Below are 15,884 nucleotides of genomic sequence, written 5' to 3' on the forward strand. Positions count from 1 at the left end.
CACTGCCCCTTGGGCGATCGCATTGCGTGTTGATCAGACAATTGCTTCCTTCCATAATTCAGGTTAAATATGCCTTTTCCTAGATCCAGTGGTATTTTGCTGCATCCTACCTCTTTCCCCAGTCGATTTGGCATTGGGGATTTAGGCTTAGAAGCCTATCGCTTCATTGATTTTCTCAAAGAGAGCCATCAACAATATTGGCAAGTTTTACCCTTAGGCCCTACTGGATACGGCAATTCCCCGTATATGTGCTACTCGGCAATGGCAGGAAATCCCCTGCTGATTAATCCAGAAAAACTCCTAGATGAGGGTTTGCTAGCTGAAGAAGACTTTGCTAATTTACCAGGATTTCCGGTAGAAAAGGTAGATTTCCAGCAGGTTGTGCCAATTAAGATTGGGTTACTCAAAAAAGCCTGTGAAAACTTTAGAACCAATGCTACGCCTATCCAGCATAAAGAGTTTGAAGGTTTTTGCGATAGTAAAGCCTATTGGCTAGATAATTACGCCTTATTTATGGCGCTCAAAGATGCTAACGACAATGCAAGCTGGCATACATGGGATCGAGAACTTGTGAAGCGGGAACCGGAAGCATTAGCTGATGTAGAGCGTCGGCTGAATGGAGAGATTTTTTATTACAAATTCGTCCAATTTGAGTTTTTCCGCCAGTGGTCAGACCTAAAAAGTTACGCCAATATGCGTGGCATTGACATTATCGGCGATATCCCCATCTACGTAGCTCACGATAGCGCGGACGTGTGGGCGCATCCCGACATCTTTTGCTTAGATGAAGAGACAGGAGTTGCTGCCCAAATGGCAGGAGTTCCACCAGATTACTTTAGCGCCACCGGTCAATTGTGGGGAAACCCGGTTTATAACTGGGAGGAATTGCAAAAACAAGACTTTAAATGGTGGGTACAGCGCTTTGAGGCAATGCTGGATTATGTAGATATAATTCGCATTGACCACTTCCGAGGCTTTGAGGCTTATTGGTCTGTGCCCAAAGGCGAACAAACTGCCATGAATGGTAAATGGGTGAAAGCGCCTGGTGATGCTTTTTTTGAAGTGATTAGACAGAAGTTGGGCAAACTACCTGTCTTGGCGGAAGATTTGGGAGTAATTACACCAGAAGTAGATGCGCTGCGAGACAAGTATGAATTTCCTGGGATGAAAGTTTTGCAGTTTGCCTTTGGTTCTGATCCCGGTAATCCATTTTTACCATTTAATTACCCGCGAAATGCTGTAGTTTATAGCGGGACTCACGATAATGACACAACTGTAGGCTGGTTTAATTCAGCCAACGACAACGAAAAGCAAAACCTCTTGCTTTATTTAGGTTGTATTAGTCCTGAAGGCATCCACTGGGATTTAATTCGCCTAGCTTTGAGTTCCATAGCCAACCAAGCGATTATTCCTTTGCAAGATATTTTGGGATTAGGAAACGAAGCGCGGATGAATTTTCCCAGTGTTGCTGAGGGTAACTGGGAGTGGCGCTATCAAGCGTCAGCGTTGACACAAGAATTAGGCGATCGCTTAAAAGTTCTTACCAGACTCAATGGACGCGCCCCGCAAGCACAATGAGGAGTGGGGAGTGGGGAGACAAGGGAGACAAGGAAGAGGGAGGAGTAAATGCCTCCTTGTCCTCCTTGTCCTCCTTGTCCTCCTCATCTCCCTCATCTCAAAACTTAGGTTTAGCAGCAATCCTAATTTCTTCCTCTTTCCCAGGCTCTCCCATTTGCTTGGCTTTCTCTTGATTGACGCTCATCAACACACCACCAGCATTATCAGTTTTTACTGTCAGTTGCTCTTGGGCTTTCCAAATCCGGTGAGTTCCTTCTGGTAAAGTACCCTCAAACTCGGTTTTGCCATCGGCTATTACGCGAATCCAAGATGACGCTTTCAAAGTGACACCAATCTGTACAGCCTGTCTCTGTTGAACGCCGCTCAGGGTATCGCTGATCGGTTTAACCTCCACTGATTTTCCTTGGGCTAGTTTTGCTTTAACAACGGACTTTTGTTTTTGATATGGCTGGTTTTGGCTATTACTTGCTTGTAGCACAGCGTTATTTAATAACTGAGATAAGCCACTTACAGAGCAGACAATTAGGAATATGTAAAGAAAGTAAAGATGAATCGGACGTAGTTGATTAAGGGGTGAAATATTCCCCATACTTTCGGGGTTCACTTGTGCAGAACTGATTGGAAAAGTGCCAGAAAATTCTACTCCATTCAAGCCGAGTGCTTCGGCAAATTGCCTGATCAAACCCTGAATATAGATTGGTTCTGGCAGATCGTTTAAATTACCTTCTTCGATCGCCTGCAATAATCGCCGGGGAATCCTGGTCAATACAACCACTTGCTCTAGAGATAGACCCTGTTCTTGACGCAATGCCAAAAGTTTAGCGCCCAATTCTGCCAACTTTTCGGCTCGTTGTTGCTCTAATAAAACTGATGGTTGGTGATTATTCTTCTTTCTGGGCCATTTCATGCCTGCTGACGCTCCTTAATTCCACTGAATCAATAATTAGGTTGCATTATTTGCTTTTGCAAAAAGTGAATCTCATGATCTTTGAGGGAACGATATTTACCCTCATCTAAAAAGGGTTCTTTTGGTGTTTGTAATTGAATTGGCCCAATAGCAGTTCGATGCAGCTTGATTACTGGGTATCCTAACTGTTGAGCTATACGGCGAATTTGACGATTTCTTCCCTCCTGCAACACTATTTCTAAAAAGCTTTGCTCGGCACAACGTTCTATTAGCTGTACCTTGGCAGCCCTGGTTTTTCTACCCTCCAACATCACACCCTGACGCCACATTTGTAGTACTGTTTCTGGGGGATGTCCTTTGACCAAAACACGATAAGTCTTGGAAATACTGTGACGTGGATGGGTTAGTCCAAATGTCAGTTCTCCGTCATTTGTCAGGATTAATGCTCCTGTAGAGTCTGCATCTAGACGTCCAACTGGGTGAATACCTGAACCCTCTCGTAATTCTTTCGGTAGTAAATCCAGAACTGTTGGCCTGTGGTGAGGGTCGTAGCAAGTCGAAACCACTCCCGCAGGTTTATGCAGCAATAGATATATTAAAGCCGGACGGTGCTTTTCGGATACGGGTTTACCATCCACAGCGATCGCATCTTTTTCGGGATCAACTTTTTGACCTAAATGTGCCAATACTCCATTGATCTGCACCCGTGAGTCCCTAATCATTTTTTCGGCTTCACGACGTGAGGCGATACCCCATTGAGCGAGAATTTTTTGTAACCGTGCCTCCATGTGGAAATTGCTTATTTACTGTTAACAATTAAATGATATTTGCATTTTGTAGCGAGTAGGCATAAATGTTACATTTAAAGCTTGTTTAATTTCTCTTCGGTTGTTGAGCAAATACTCATAAACAGATTGGTTAGATGCCAGAGCTAAATTCCCAAACAAAAAATGCAAGTAAATTCCGCATAATTACGCAGGTACTCACAACAGCACTAAAGCTCTGGTTGAGAGCGCAAGTGAGCCAAATATCGGAATTAGAAGTTGAAATTAAAGCCAGCGATCGCCAAATTCTCTCTGGGCGCATCCCCTCGGTATCTATTTTTGCTACTGATGCAGTTTATCAAGGTCTCCTGATTACACAAATTCAATTAATCGCAGAAAATATTCGGATAAATATCGGCTCGGTACTCAAGGGACAGCCTCTGCGACTGTTAGAAACAGTACCAGTGGTTGGGGATTTGATCGTAGACGAGAAGGATCTCAATGCTTCTCTCTCATCTGACTTATTATCTACTGCTTTGAGTGATCTATTGGTTAAAGTTTTACCAACACATTACCCACAGTCACAACCAATTAATTGGCAAGAAATTATCCTTGATAACAATCAAATTATACTGCGAGGCATGAGAGTAACCAATAGTAAAACAACACCTCTAGAGATTTGTCTGGGCTTACAGTTACTTAGTGGGCATGAGTTGCAAGTGGCACATATCCAAATCAAGCCCGACCAAGGAGATATGTTAAAAGACAATCATCAGTACAATCTGGATCTTGGCTCAGATGTCGATATCCAAGCACTAACGCTGATCCCAGGCAAGCTGGTATGTCGTGGACGGATTAACGTTAATCCTTGATGATCACAAATTAAAAAATACTAAATACCACGCGATGTGCAACTTATTCTTAGAGGTTGTTTGAAAAGTGGTTGGCTGTATCTTTGCACTTTCAGATTCCTCTAAAACGTTTTGCTACCGGACAGAGGAGCTTTAAAACATCCTTTTAGAACCCCGCTTCCATTTCTCGCCATGACGCGTCGGGAAACCCACCCACGGCGCTAGTAGCTCCCCAATTCAATGCCCTGTTTGGCCAATGCCCAACTCACCTATTTACTAAGTAGTGGTAACAGCAATGTCACGAAATAGTAAACCAGAGGAGCTGTGAAAATATAACTATCGGTACGGTCTAAAATACCACCGTGACCGGGGATTAATTGTCCAGAATCTTTGACTCCAGCATCTCGCTTGAGCATAGATTCGGTAAGATCCCCTAGAAGGCTAGCAATGCCAATCAGCAAACCCAATGCTAAACCAGTGAATGGGGATCTGGGCAAGTGTAGATAATAGGCTCCGGCGATCGCTACGGCAACACTTGAAGTAATGCCAAAAACAGCGCCTTCTACAGTTTTTTTCGGGCTAATCTCAGACAGACGGGTTTTCCCAAAGAATTTGCCAATCGTGTAAGCACCGATATCGGCTGCCCAAATACACAAAAAAGTTAGCAGTGTTGCTGTATAACCTTGTGGTAAAGAAGCGGAACTTGCCTTTTGGCAGAAATCTGTCCAAATTGTGGGCCAGTAACCTCCGAAAGGGAGATTGCTAAAAGCAGCACTATCAATTGCTCGTAACCGCACCCAGTAACTTGGCAAATAACCTACGTAAAATAGCCCCATAATAGAAGCGGAAACATCAGCGATCGTGGCAAATTTTGGTTGAAACAGCAGGTAAAAACAAATAAATGTGCCAGCTATTGGCATCACAGCATCAGCTAAACTGCCATCAAGGGTACAAATCACCAGCAAAACTTGGCTGACAGCCATAGTAGTTTTAGCGGCGGGAGCGATGCCTCTGGCTCGCACCAAATTAAAATATTCCTGTTGACCCAAAAAGATGATAACCGCAAACATGATGGTAAAGTACCAACCCCCCAGAAGGGTAACAGAAAGAGCAAGAGCGATCGCAACAATTCCACTAATAATCCGAGACCAGGGCATAGAAGTATTTTGGATTTTGGATTTTGGATTTTGGATTAGAGATTAGATATTCGAGATTAGGGATTGGTAATTGTGGCTTGGTTGCTTATGATCTACGACCTAAATCCCCAATCTAAAATCTAAAATCTGTTTTGGAAAGTGACGCTCCTGCGTCGAAGAGGCTGCGCTAACAGATCGCCAAAAGCCGGCGCTCCGACTTTCCGCAAAATCTAAAATCTTTTAGATTTAGTCTAGTTTCTCACCACTGAGGATAAAAATAGGATCAACGGCGGTAAAGGTTTGAGAAAAGCCGCGCGTCTCTAAGCGGTTAACCGCAGACTGGACGACTTCGATATTTCTAGCCCTTAACAAAGAAAAGCTCTGCGAAATAGCATACAGACTTTCTAGATTAGCAGCTGTGGCTACAACCCGACCGGATGGTGGCAAATAATGCCAAGCTGCTTGCAGTATTTCCTGAATGGGGCGGCCTCCCTCGATACAAACGCGGTGAGGGGTAAGCTTGAGGTTATGTAAACACTCTGGGGCACTACCTTCAATTACTTCGACATTTTTCACTTCAAAGCGATCGCAGTTACGCTTGATCAGATTAGCTACTTCTTCATCCCGTTCCACAGCAATAATCTGTCCACCTGGACACAATAGCCCCACCTCTACCGGAATTGTACCCGTGCCTGCGCCAATATCCCACAACACAGAATCTGATTTTAGTCGCAGTTGGGCAATTAATAGTAGTCGGACTTCTCGCTGGCTCAGGGGAATTCCTGGCAAATGTTCAAACAATTCATCGGGAATACCAGGGGAAATATAAGGCCAAAGTTGGGAGGGCATAGAACTACGCAATTATACTAAAGATATCGGTTTGCCAAATTGAAAAGCCATAAGCTCTAAAAACTTTTCAGCAGTAGCATTATCAGAAACCATAATGATTGGCGAAATATTAGGCGATGTCCAGGGACAAGACGCTACGCGTCTACGCTACGAAGTTCAGCAGCTATTAGGAAAAAAAGCAGGGCGGCGGACGTTGTTAGCTCGTGATTTGCAAACTCAGGAATTAGTTGTGATCAAGTTACTCTCTTTTAGTAGTGACTTTGAGTGGGATTCACTAAAGCTGTTTGAGCGAGAAGCCGAAACTTTAAAAAACTTAGCACATCCCTTAATTCCTCGCTATTTAAACTATTTTGAGGTAAATTTACCAACCATCAAAGGATTTGCTCTAGTACAAACTTATATTCCTGCACAAACTTTAGAGCAATACTTACAAACTGGGCGGACTTTTACAGAAGCAGAAGTCAAACAGATAGCCAAAGCACTTTTAGAGATTCTCATTTACTTACATGGGCTGTATCCGCCTGTAATTCACCGTGATATTAAGCCTAGCAATATTTTATTGGGCGATCGCTCTGGTAATAGTATCGGTCAAGTTTACCTGGTAGATTTTGGCTCAGTGCAGACTATCCTCGCCACAGAAAGCGGGACAAGAACTGTAGTAGGAACCTATGGCTATATGCCACCAGAACAATTTGGCGGACGTACCGTTGCAGCATCTGACATTTATAGTTTAGGCGCAACTTTAATTTATTTAGTCACGGGTACTCACCCAGCCGATTTACCCCAAAAAGATTTTCGCATTCAGTTTGAACAAGCGGCTAATCTGAGTCCCAGCTTTAGCAATTGGCTAAAGTCGATGATTGAACCGAGTTTAGAACGGCGTTTTAGTTCTGCTACCGAAGCGATGGCAGCTTTAGAGAACCCGCAACCGACAAACTTGCCTACTTTGGCTATTAACAAACCAGATGGGAGTAAGATTCAACTAACGAAAAATCAGGATTCTCTAGAAATTATCGTTCCACCAGCTGGTTTTGATGCATCAATAGTATTCACAGGTTTATTTGCGATCGTCTGGAATTCATTTATCCTCATTTGGACAATTGGCGCACTCTCGGCACCTTTTCCTATCAACATTCCCTTTGCCATGTTCTCACTTCCCTTTTGGGGTGCTGGCTTTGTGATGGTGTATAAAATTCTCTTTCATTTATTTGGACGCATCTGCTTACGCCTGAATCGAGAACAAATTACCCTAACCTGGGAGTTATTTGCTGGGAAATTTTATCGTCCCCGTGCAGCCCCAAGAAAAAGTATTACTAAGTTGGTTTACATTCCCAAACATTTTACTAAAGACTCTGAGGGCAATAGAATTGCCGTTCCAGCACAATTGGATATTTGGGTAGGAGTAAAAAAATATCAGCTTGGTGGTATTAGTGGTGCGATCAAATCTGAAGCCGAACTGGAATGGCTAGCTTATGAATTAAGCGATTGGTTAGGTTTGCCAATTACAAATCCAATTAGATAATTAGTTGCGCTGATCATTGCTTTGTTCAACGTGTCCAGTTCTGTCTCGACCATACTCGATATAGAACTTATGTACTATTATGAGTGCAGATACTTGGCACATTGCCCTATTCATCCAGCAAACTGCTCTAAAAAAATAGCTAATACTTGGAAAACTTATGCTTTTATGGATAATACTGTCTTGCGACTTACAAATGTACTAACAAAGTTTAAATAAGATTTAATTGTAACCCTTACTACGAAACAAAATTTGGTGCTGCTTGCTGGTTCTAATATGACAGGTCGAGTTGCAGAAACTTTACAAAGACGCTGGTTAGCTTTTGAGATTGATAATAACCAGTCAGTACAGTTAGGACTGTTTTAAAATAATTCGTAATTCGTAATTCGTAATTCATAAATAGATGGGATATCTGGAGATTTAGCGATATCAAGTTGGACAGTTGGCTGATTTCTGGGGGCAGGCTGCTGAATTGATTGTTATCAAGATTTAGCACCGTTGCCTTTTCTCTGGCAGCTTGTTCGATAATTTGCAAGAGTTCTTCGTTTTTCACCTGCAAACCTCACTAACTCTGTAGCGATATTTACCAGACTAGTGTATCGCAACTTCTGCGATCGCACTCCCCCATAACTAGCATGGCGAAGGTATTGTTTTATTGGTTTTATTTATACCCTGTTTCTGCAAGCTACGGTGTACACACAAGTCATCGAATTACCCAAAACAAAAACCTCAAAGAGTCCTGACGGACATTCCTCTCCTTACCAAGGAGAGGGACAGGTTTTGCGTAGCAGAACCAGGGTGAGGTTTCTTTGGAACTATTCGATAAACCGTAAATTCTGTTAAGACTGACTTGTGTATACACGGTAGGTTTTTGCAAGAGGATCGAGCGCTGATCACTGGCGAACTCATCAGATTTGAGCCATCAATGTCTATATTTAATTACAGATGCCTTAGAGGAAATTTATATGTTTGGACTGGGATGGCCAGAAATAGCTGTAATTACCATAGTCGCTGTTCTAATTTTTGGGCCGAAAAAAATTCCCGAATTAGGAACCGCACTGGGCAAAACCCTACGAGGTTTTAAGGAGGAGATGAAAACTCCCAGCGAGGAAACCAATCAGGAAGAAGAAAAACAATGATCAAAGGAGTCCGAATACAGGAGGCAGTGCGTTGGCTCCTCCTGATTCCTGACTACAGTAAGGTATTAACAACTGAAGAAGGTGTGATCCCATTTTGGGAATCGATGACAGTTGTGCCGGGATTTTGTTGGTGTGTCTCTTCCTTTGCTAAACCACGCAACTTAATTAACTTAATCGCGCGAGTGACGCTTTCTGGCAAAATTACCACCAGGCTGTTATCTGGAGCCATATCTAAGCCTTTATTTATCGCTTGGGTTTCATCCAGAATTGATTCATAGCGGCTATCAGGCTTAACTTGGGTGATGCCTTGAATAATCAACTGGGCGGCTGATCCCCGTAGTCGTCCGCGCGTGTCATCGTCTTCTTTGATAATGATGTAATCAAAAATTTGTGCTGCTAGTTTCCCCAAAGTAACAAAGTCTTCATCACGGCGATCGCCTGGCCCACCAATTACGCCAATCCGTTGTCCTGTAGTCCAGTTCCGCACAAAGGAACCTACAGCTTCGTAACTGGCTGCGTTGTGGGCATAGTCCACTAAAGCGTGGTAGTTGCCTAAATTAAATAAATTCATCCGTCCCGGTGTTTGGCTAACTGAAGCCCGGAAGGTCTTCAAACCAGCACGAATCTGCTCAATTGTGACGTTCTGCACGAATGCTGCCAAACTTGCAGCTAAAGCGTTGGCAATCATAAACGGTGCACGTCCGCCCATTGTTAAAGGTATATTTTCTGCTCTTTCTATCCGATGTGTCCAATCACCTTTAACAATTGACAAATAGCCATTTTCATATACTGCCGCTACACCGCCCTTTTGGATGTGCTTCCGCACTAATTCCGAGTCGGGATTCATGGTGAAGTAAGCAATATTAGCCTTAGTTTTTTCTGACATGGCGGCGACGCGGCGATCGTCGGCATTGAGTACCGCATAGCCATCAGGGTATACGGCTTCTGCGACTACGCTCTTAAGGTTAGCTAGCTGCTCAATGGTATCTATATCGCCGATTCCTAAGTGGTCAGAGGCTACATTCAATACCACACCGACATTTGCGGCTTCAAAGCCCAATCCAGAGCGGAGAATCCCACCGCGAGCAGTTTCCAATACCGCTACTTCTACTGTCGGATCTTGGAGGATGACCTGGGCACTTTGGGGGCCTGTGTTATCGCCTGCTTCTACTAAGTAATCACCGATATATGTTCCATCAGTAGTCGTATAACCTACTACTTTTCCAGTCTGTTTATAAATATGTGCTAGTAGTCGGGTAGTAGTGGTTTTGCCATTAGTGCCCGTAATGCTGAGGATGGGAATTTGGCTAGATTGCTCGTTAGGGAACAGCATATCTATCACTGCGCCAGCGACGTTGCGGGGGATGCCCACACTTGGAGCAACGTGCATTCGGAAGCCGGGAGCGGCGTTAACTTCGACAATTACGCCATCCACTTCCCGCAGAGGACGGCTAATATCTGTGGTGACAATATCGAGTCCGGCGATATCCAAACCGATAATCTTCACTACCCGTTGTGCCAACCAAAGATTTTCTGGGTGAATTTCATCGGTACGGTCTACGGCGCTACCACCTGTACTCAAGTTTGCTGTTGCCCTGAGATAACAAATAGTACCCTTGGGTGGCACGCTATTTAGGGTGTAGCCTTGCCTTTCTAGCAGCTGGTAGCTGGTGCGGTCTAGTTCAATTTTGGTCAGGACGTTATCATGTCCTTCACCGCGATTTGGGTCAAGGTTTGTTTCCTCAATCAGTTCGGCGATCGTGGATCTGCCGTTGCCAATCACATGAGCTGGGACGCGTTCGGCTACTGCTACGAGTTTGCCATTTACCACCAGTACCCTGTGGTCGCGCCCAACGTAATATCTTTCGACAATAATTGAACGGGAAACTTGTCTGGCAGCTTCGTATCCGGCTTCAGCTTCTTCCCAAGTTCTGATATCAATGGTGATCCCACGTCCATGATTGCCATCCAGGGGCTTGATGACGATGGGATAGCCGCCAACGTATTCAATAGCTTGTTCCAAATCGTCTAAGAAGTTGATCACTGTACCTCTGGGTACTGGCGCACCAGCCGCCGCGAGGATGCGTTTAGTCGCTTCTTTATCGCAAGCTAGTTCTACGCCTAGAATGCTGGTGTTGTCCGTCATTGTGGCCTGCATCCGCTTCTGGTTCACGCCGTAGCCTAGCTGAATCAAAAAGCGGGCTTCCAGAGACATCCAAGGAATACCTCTTTTTTCTGCTTCTTTGATGATCGCTTCTGTGGAAGGGCCTAAGGAAGCATCACGGGTGAAGTCTTTCAGGTCTTGGATATCTTGCTCTAGTTCTGCTTTGGGATAACGGCCTCGATCAACGATACTCTGGCACAGGCGCACTGCGGCTCGTCCAGCGTAACGTCCCGCTTCCTCGTTCAGGTACTCGATCACTACTTGGAAAATTCCGGGTGTGGCTGTTTCGCGGGTGCGACCAAAGCCGACATGCATACCAGCTAATTCCTGGAGTTCTAGGGCTACGTGTTCCACTATGTGACCGATCATAGTGCCTTCTTTGACTCGCATCAAAAAACCACCACGACAGCCAGGCGAACAATAGTGACCCTCCAGACTCGGCAGCGCCTCAACTAATCCTTCATAAAAGCCAGGGATTTCATTCGAGGGTGTCTCGCCAAGGGTTTCTAAATCGAGGCGCATGACGATCAACTTGTGGCGTCGAATGCTCCAATAGTTTGGGCCGCGTAAGGTCTGGATCTTGAGGATTCTCATGGGAATAGGTAGATGGAGATTCGGAACCAAAATTCTAGTTTCTTACTGTAATTGACCGCTAAACTGTTCATTGCAAACAGTTTTTTCTTTTTACATGGTATTCTTATCATTTTTCTACGGTAAGAAATAATAAATGTGCGGTCAACTCAGTGTAACCTCAGATACTCTATCCCGTCAGCTGGAGATTCGGTGTACAGCAGGCAATACAGTGCGCTGATACAAGTGGAAGCGATCGCCGTAGCTGAGGATATGGAGACGTAAATTATGCACGGTTAATGGTTCATTAGCACCGACATGGGGTTCGTTGGTGTGGGTGAGTTCGGTGGGATCGACAATGGTAACACTGCCTTTACCCATAACTTGTAGCCAACCATCCCGTTCAAACACAGCACAAGTATCTTCGTCAATCCCAATACCTAAGCGATCGGGATGGGCTGCGATCGCACTAATTAGTCGCCCCATACGATTACGGTTGTGAAAGTGTTGGTCAACGATTACTTCTGGAATAAATCCCAAACCCGTTGCCATATCGACTAGGGAACGATTTGGCGACTCTCCACTACCGCCGCCAGCAATCATATGATGCCCCATCACTGCCGCTCCTGCACTGGTGCCTGCTAACGTCAGTTGCCCCGCTCTCACTCGCTGTCGAATAATTTCCATTGCTGGCGTATCTGCCAATACGCCACACAGACGCAGCTGGTCTCCTCCTGTCAAAAATACCCCACTACAGGCTTCTAAGGATGCTTTGATCTGGGAGGCTTCACACTGTTCCCGTTCGCGGATGTCTAAAATCTCTACCTTTTGGGCACCCATTTCTTCAAAAATGCGAATATAGCGACCACCGATGATCGCGGGTTCGCGAGAGGCAGATGGAATAATTGTAATATAAGCCTTACTAGCACCAGCACGTCCAAAAAAAGTTCGTAGGATTTCGCGCCCATGAACTTTATCTTCTGCGCCTCCGATAACCAGAACGGCGGTTTTTGTTGCTTGGGGTGTCCTCATTTCTAGCGATTTAGCTTGTAATTGCGGCATTGTGTTTCTCCTGTCAACAACTTCAGGTGAATTTAACAAGGTTCAGAAGCAGCCATGATTTTTGCGCTTTGCAACTTTCGAGAGGACACTTTTTGGAAGTTTGGAACTGGATCAGGCACTCTCCAAATTCTCGCTTAATGCTCGCGTTACCTCTGTCTAAACATGTTCGTTCCCATTCCTCAAAGCCAGCGCCTTGTTTTTCACCTGTCCACTTGCAGCAGGGCAAAATAGTCTTTAGGGGGCTAGATTCCTGCTCTAGGGTTGGGGACGAGCAGATAAGACTATGCTTTTTTCTGAGGCTGGCTCGATGCATCCTGGAAGTTGTTAACTTGATATGATTATTAATTTAAATGTAGTTGTCACAACATTTAAACATAAATTAAGTAATTAGAAAAACTTTTGATTCCATCTAAAATCCAAGAGGTCTGGTAGTTTTAGATACTATTGATAAAGTTTAAGTGGAGTTTGACCCGACCTTGGCTTGATGGTGTTTGCTAGACATTCAAATTTAAGATTAGTGTCCTCGAATACGAATAACTGTGCGCTTTGATATAGTTACGCTTTTTCCTGACTGTTTTAACTCTGTTCTCAATTCTGGGCTACTCGGTAAAGCCTTAGCCAAACAGATTGCCGAAGTGCATCTGGTTAACCCACGGGACTTTACCACTGACAAGCACCGAAAGGTAGATGATGAACCCTACGGCGGCGGCGTTGGGATGCTAATGAAGCCAGAACCTATTTTTAGCGCTGTGGAGTCGCGCCCGATTCTACCCCGAAGAGAAGTAATTTTGATGAGTCCACAGGGTCAAACGATCAATCAACCTCTTTTGAAAGAATTGGCGACAAATTATGACCAGTTAGTAGTTATTTGCGGGCATTACGAAGGAGTGGATGAGAGGGTGCTGCATTTGGTAACCCGTGAACTATCTTTAGGGGATTTTATTCTGACTGGTGGAGAAATTCCAGCAATGGCTTTGATTAATGGCGTAGTGCGGCTCTTACCTGGAACTGTCGCCAAAACTGAGTCCCTCATAGCAGAAAGTTTTGAGGAAGGGTTATTGGACTATCCCCAATATACTCGTCCTGCCAATTTTCGCGGTTTGAAAGTGCCTGATGTCTTGCTCAGTGGGAATCACGCAGCGATCGCGCGGTGGCGTTACGAACAACAAATTCAAAGAACAAGCGATCGCCGCCCTGATCTACTAGAAAAATGGCAAGGAGGGGAGCAGGGATAGGAAAGCACAGGGAGCAGCTTTCAAGGCTAGGTATTTAAAAAAGGGGCAGAATGTTTTACTCCACTACTATCTGGGATTTTAAGTCTTTGGCCAGAAGCCAAAAAACCTTTAGCATTAGCGGCCGATGCATCAACTTTGAGCGTATTTAGTCATATCTAGGACTTACGCAAAATATCTCTGAAACTCTGATTTCTCCGTGTCCTCTGCGCCTCTGTGGTTCGTAATTCCGTAACTCGTGCGTAAGTCCTAATATCAATGAAACTGTAGCAGCAGATTGGTTTGTAATTGTCACCGGGGATTCTTGATTATTAAAGCTGCTGTGCTGTACTTAATCGCCTTCCACTACCTCTAGGTGGTTTTTTCCCTGAGCCTTGGCAAAGTTTCACTTCACAACTTCATGTCTCTCAAATCACCCTCTCTACTGCCTGACTTTTAAATACCTACCCTTGAAAGCCTACTCCCTCTGCCCCCGGACTATTTTTTTGACCTCATCTAGAGCAAAAATTAATTTTTATGACAAATCCCCTAGAAAAATTAGCGATTTGCACCTAATATGATTAAAGGTATGTAAAAAATTGTAAACTAGGTTAAGAACCCAGTTAACTTTCTGCTTATAGAAGGTTTTTATATAGCCATCTATAATACAGATACAACCTGTACTTATAACCATTTGGAGATTTGCTCTCATGACCATCGCAGTTGGACGCGCCCCCAGTAGAGGGTGGTTTGACGTTCTAGACGACTGGCTCAAGCGCGATCGCTTCGTATTCGTAGGTTGGTCAGGGATATTATTATTCCCCTGCGCCTTCCTAGCACTAGGCGGTTGGCTGACCGGCACCACCTTCGTCACCTCTTGGTACACCCACGGATTAGCTTCCTCCTATTTAGAAGGTGCTAACTTCCTGACAGTGGCAGTATCCACCCCTGCCGACAGCATGGGACATTCCCTATTGCTGTTGTGGGGCCCAGAAGCCCAAGGCGACCTCACCCGTTGGTTCCAACTGGGTGGCTTGTGGCCATTCGTAGCCCTGCACGGAGCCTTCGGTTTGATTGGCTTCATGTTGCGGCAATTTGAAATTGCGCGTCTAGTAGGTATCCGTCCTTACAACGCCCTGGCCTTCTCTGCCCCGATTGCGGTATTCGTCAGCGTATTCCTGATGTACCCCTTGGGACAATCAAGCTGGTTCTTTGCACCCAGCTTTGGCGTAGCGGCAATTTTCCGGTTCCTGTTATTCCTGCAAGGCTTCCACAACTGGACACTCAACCCCTTCCACATGATGGGTGTTGCTGGGGTATTGGGTGGTGCTTTATTGTGCGCGATTCACGGTGCCACAGTCGAAAATACCTTGTTTGAAGACGGTGATGGTGCTAACACCTTCCGCGGCTTCAATCCAACCCAGTCGGAAGAAACCTACTCAATGGTGACGGCAAACCGTTTCTGGTCACAGATTTTCGGTATTGCCTTCTCTAACAAGCGCTGGTTGCACTTCTTCATGTTGTTCGTGCCAGTCACAGGTTTGTGGATGAGCGCCGTCGGCATCGTCGGTTTAGCACTCAACCTGCGAGCTTATGATTTCGTTTCCCAAGAATTACGGGCGGCGGAAGACCCGGAGTTTGAAACCTTCTATACCAAAAACATTTTGCTGAATGAGGGTATCCGCGCCTGGATGGCTCCTCAAGATCAACCCCACGAACAATTTGTATTCCCTGAGGAAGTTCTACCTCGCGGTAACGCTCTCTAAGAATTAAAAGCCGACCATGACTTGAATCAGGGTTGTGGTTGCCCAAAATTGACACCACCCAGATTAAATATCTCCTTGTAATAAGCCAATAAAGTGTCAATATTCCCCATTCTCTAGTGATCTCCCACCAAAAGGTGGGGGATTTTTTTTGTATATGGTTAATATCTTTAAATTTGTGTTATCTTAGGTGAAGGTGATAAACCCAGAGTAAATGCTCTGCCCTTTGAAAACTAAGACCGCTTAGGCAATAAGGAGGTGATGCCCATGATAGAAAGTAGTAAATCCATGGGTCATCAGGTTGCAGTTAGCCGGCTGTGTGCCGGGGCTGTTCTCTAAAAGTTAGCCTTAGTCATCTTTGAGATACTAAG

General features: G+C 44.9%; 13 protein-coding genes. 6 read left to right on the forward strand and 7 right to left on the reverse strand.

Annotation, left to right across the window (positions count from 1 at the left end; all coding sequences use genetic code 11):
• Positions 1-69: 69 nt before the first annotated feature.
• Positions 70-1,578 carry a 4-alpha-glucanotransferase gene (gene malQ / locus HWQ23_RS00760; RefSeq protein ID WP_292822869.1) on the forward strand — a complete coding sequence of 503 codons (1,509 nt, stop codon included), beginning with the start codon at positions 70-72 and terminating at the stop codon, positions 1,576-1,578.
• A gap of 97 nt (positions 1,579-1,675) precedes the next feature.
• On the opposite strand, the gene HWQ23_RS00765 is transcribed toward malQ, so the two are convergent.
• Together HWQ23_RS00765 and HWQ23_RS00770 are read right to left on the reverse strand one after the other, a co-directional pair.
• The gene (locus HWQ23_RS00765; RefSeq protein ID WP_292822870.1) at positions 1,676-2,485 is read right to left on the reverse strand and encodes a helix-turn-helix domain-containing protein; all 810 of its coding nucleotides are present in this window, start codon (positions 2,483-2,485) and stop codon (positions 1,676-1,678) included.
• 29 nt (positions 2,486-2,514) lie between these two features.
• Positions 2,515-3,273, reverse strand: a complete 759-nt coding sequence (locus HWQ23_RS00770; RefSeq protein ID WP_292822871.1) for a pseudouridine synthase — start codon at positions 3,271-3,273, stop codon at positions 2,515-2,517.
• Positions 3,274-3,407: 134 nt separating this feature from the next.
• On the opposite strand from HWQ23_RS00770, the gene HWQ23_RS00775 reads away from it, so the two are divergent.
• Entirely contained in the window at positions 3,408-4,121 is a 714-nt protein-coding gene (locus HWQ23_RS00775) for an LmeA family phospholipid-binding protein (RefSeq protein ID WP_292822872.1), read from the forward strand.
• A 248-nt stretch (positions 4,122-4,369) separates the two neighbouring features.
• On the opposite strand, the gene HWQ23_RS00780 is transcribed toward HWQ23_RS00775, so the two are convergent.
• Both HWQ23_RS00780 and cbiT read right to left on the reverse strand, forming a co-directional pair.
• Positions 4,370-5,257: a phosphatidate cytidylyltransferase gene (locus tag HWQ23_RS00780; RefSeq protein WP_292822873.1), complete on the reverse strand. Its 888-nt coding sequence runs from the start codon at positions 5,255-5,257 to the stop codon at positions 4,370-4,372.
• A gap of 225 nt (positions 5,258-5,482) precedes the next feature.
• Positions 5,483-6,085, reverse strand: a complete 603-nt coding sequence (gene cbiT, locus HWQ23_RS00785; RefSeq protein ID WP_292822874.1) for a precorrin-6Y C5,15-methyltransferase subunit CbiT — start codon at positions 6,083-6,085, stop codon at positions 5,483-5,485.
• 94 nt (positions 6,086-6,179) lie between these two features.
• Between cbiT and HWQ23_RS00790 the strand changes: the two genes are divergently transcribed.
• A complete protein-coding gene (locus HWQ23_RS00790) occupies positions 6,180-7,607 on the forward strand; it encodes a serine/threonine protein kinase (RefSeq protein ID WP_292822875.1) in 1,428 nt (475 codons plus the stop codon).
• 268 nt (positions 7,608-7,875) lie between these two features.
• On the opposite strand, the gene HWQ23_RS33550 is transcribed toward HWQ23_RS00790, so the two are convergent.
• Positions 7,876-8,157 carry a hypothetical protein gene (locus tag HWQ23_RS33550; RefSeq protein WP_375466482.1) on the reverse strand — a complete coding sequence of 94 codons (282 nt, stop codon included), beginning with the start codon at positions 8,155-8,157 and terminating at the stop codon, positions 7,876-7,878.
• A gap of 412 nt (positions 8,158-8,569) precedes the next feature.
• Between HWQ23_RS33550 and tatA the strand changes: the two genes are divergently transcribed.
• On the forward strand, positions 8,570-8,743 hold the full coding sequence (gene tatA / locus HWQ23_RS00800) for a twin-arginine translocase TatA/TatE family subunit (RefSeq protein ID WP_196527662.1): 174 nt from the start codon (positions 8,570-8,572) through the stop codon (positions 8,741-8,743).
• A gap of 52 nt (positions 8,744-8,795) precedes the next feature.
• Here tatA and cphA read toward each other — a convergent pair whose 3' ends face one another.
• Positions 8,796-11,501, reverse strand: coding sequence for a cyanophycin synthetase (gene cphA / locus HWQ23_RS00805; protein WP_292822876.1), 2,706 nt, complete (start codon positions 11,499-11,501; stop codon positions 8,796-8,798).
• Positions 11,502-11,675: 174 nt separating this feature from the next.
• Entirely contained in the window at positions 11,676-12,539 is an 864-nt protein-coding gene (locus tag HWQ23_RS00810; protein ID WP_251955265.1) for a cyanophycinase, read from the reverse strand.
• A 539-nt stretch (positions 12,540-13,078) separates the two neighbouring features.
• On the opposite strand from HWQ23_RS00810, the gene trmD reads away from it, so the two are divergent.
• Together trmD and psbD are read left to right on the forward strand one after the other, a co-directional pair.
• The gene (trmD, locus tag HWQ23_RS00815) at positions 13,079-13,774 is read left to right on the forward strand and encodes a tRNA (guanosine(37)-N1)-methyltransferase TrmD (RefSeq protein WP_292822877.1); all 696 of its coding nucleotides are present in this window, start codon (positions 13,079-13,081) and stop codon (positions 13,772-13,774) included.
• A 686-nt stretch (positions 13,775-14,460) separates the two neighbouring features.
• A complete protein-coding gene (psbD, locus tag HWQ23_RS00820) occupies positions 14,461-15,516 on the forward strand; it encodes a photosystem II D2 protein (photosystem q(a) protein) (protein WP_292822878.1) in 1,056 nt (351 codons plus the stop codon).
• Positions 15,517-15,884: the final 368 nt, after the last annotated feature.

It is taken from the genome of Nostoc sp. JL33, assembly GCF_017114985.1.
In the GTDB taxonomy this organism is placed as follows: Bacteria; Cyanobacteriota; Cyanobacteriia; order Cyanobacteriales; family Nostocaceae; genus Nostoc.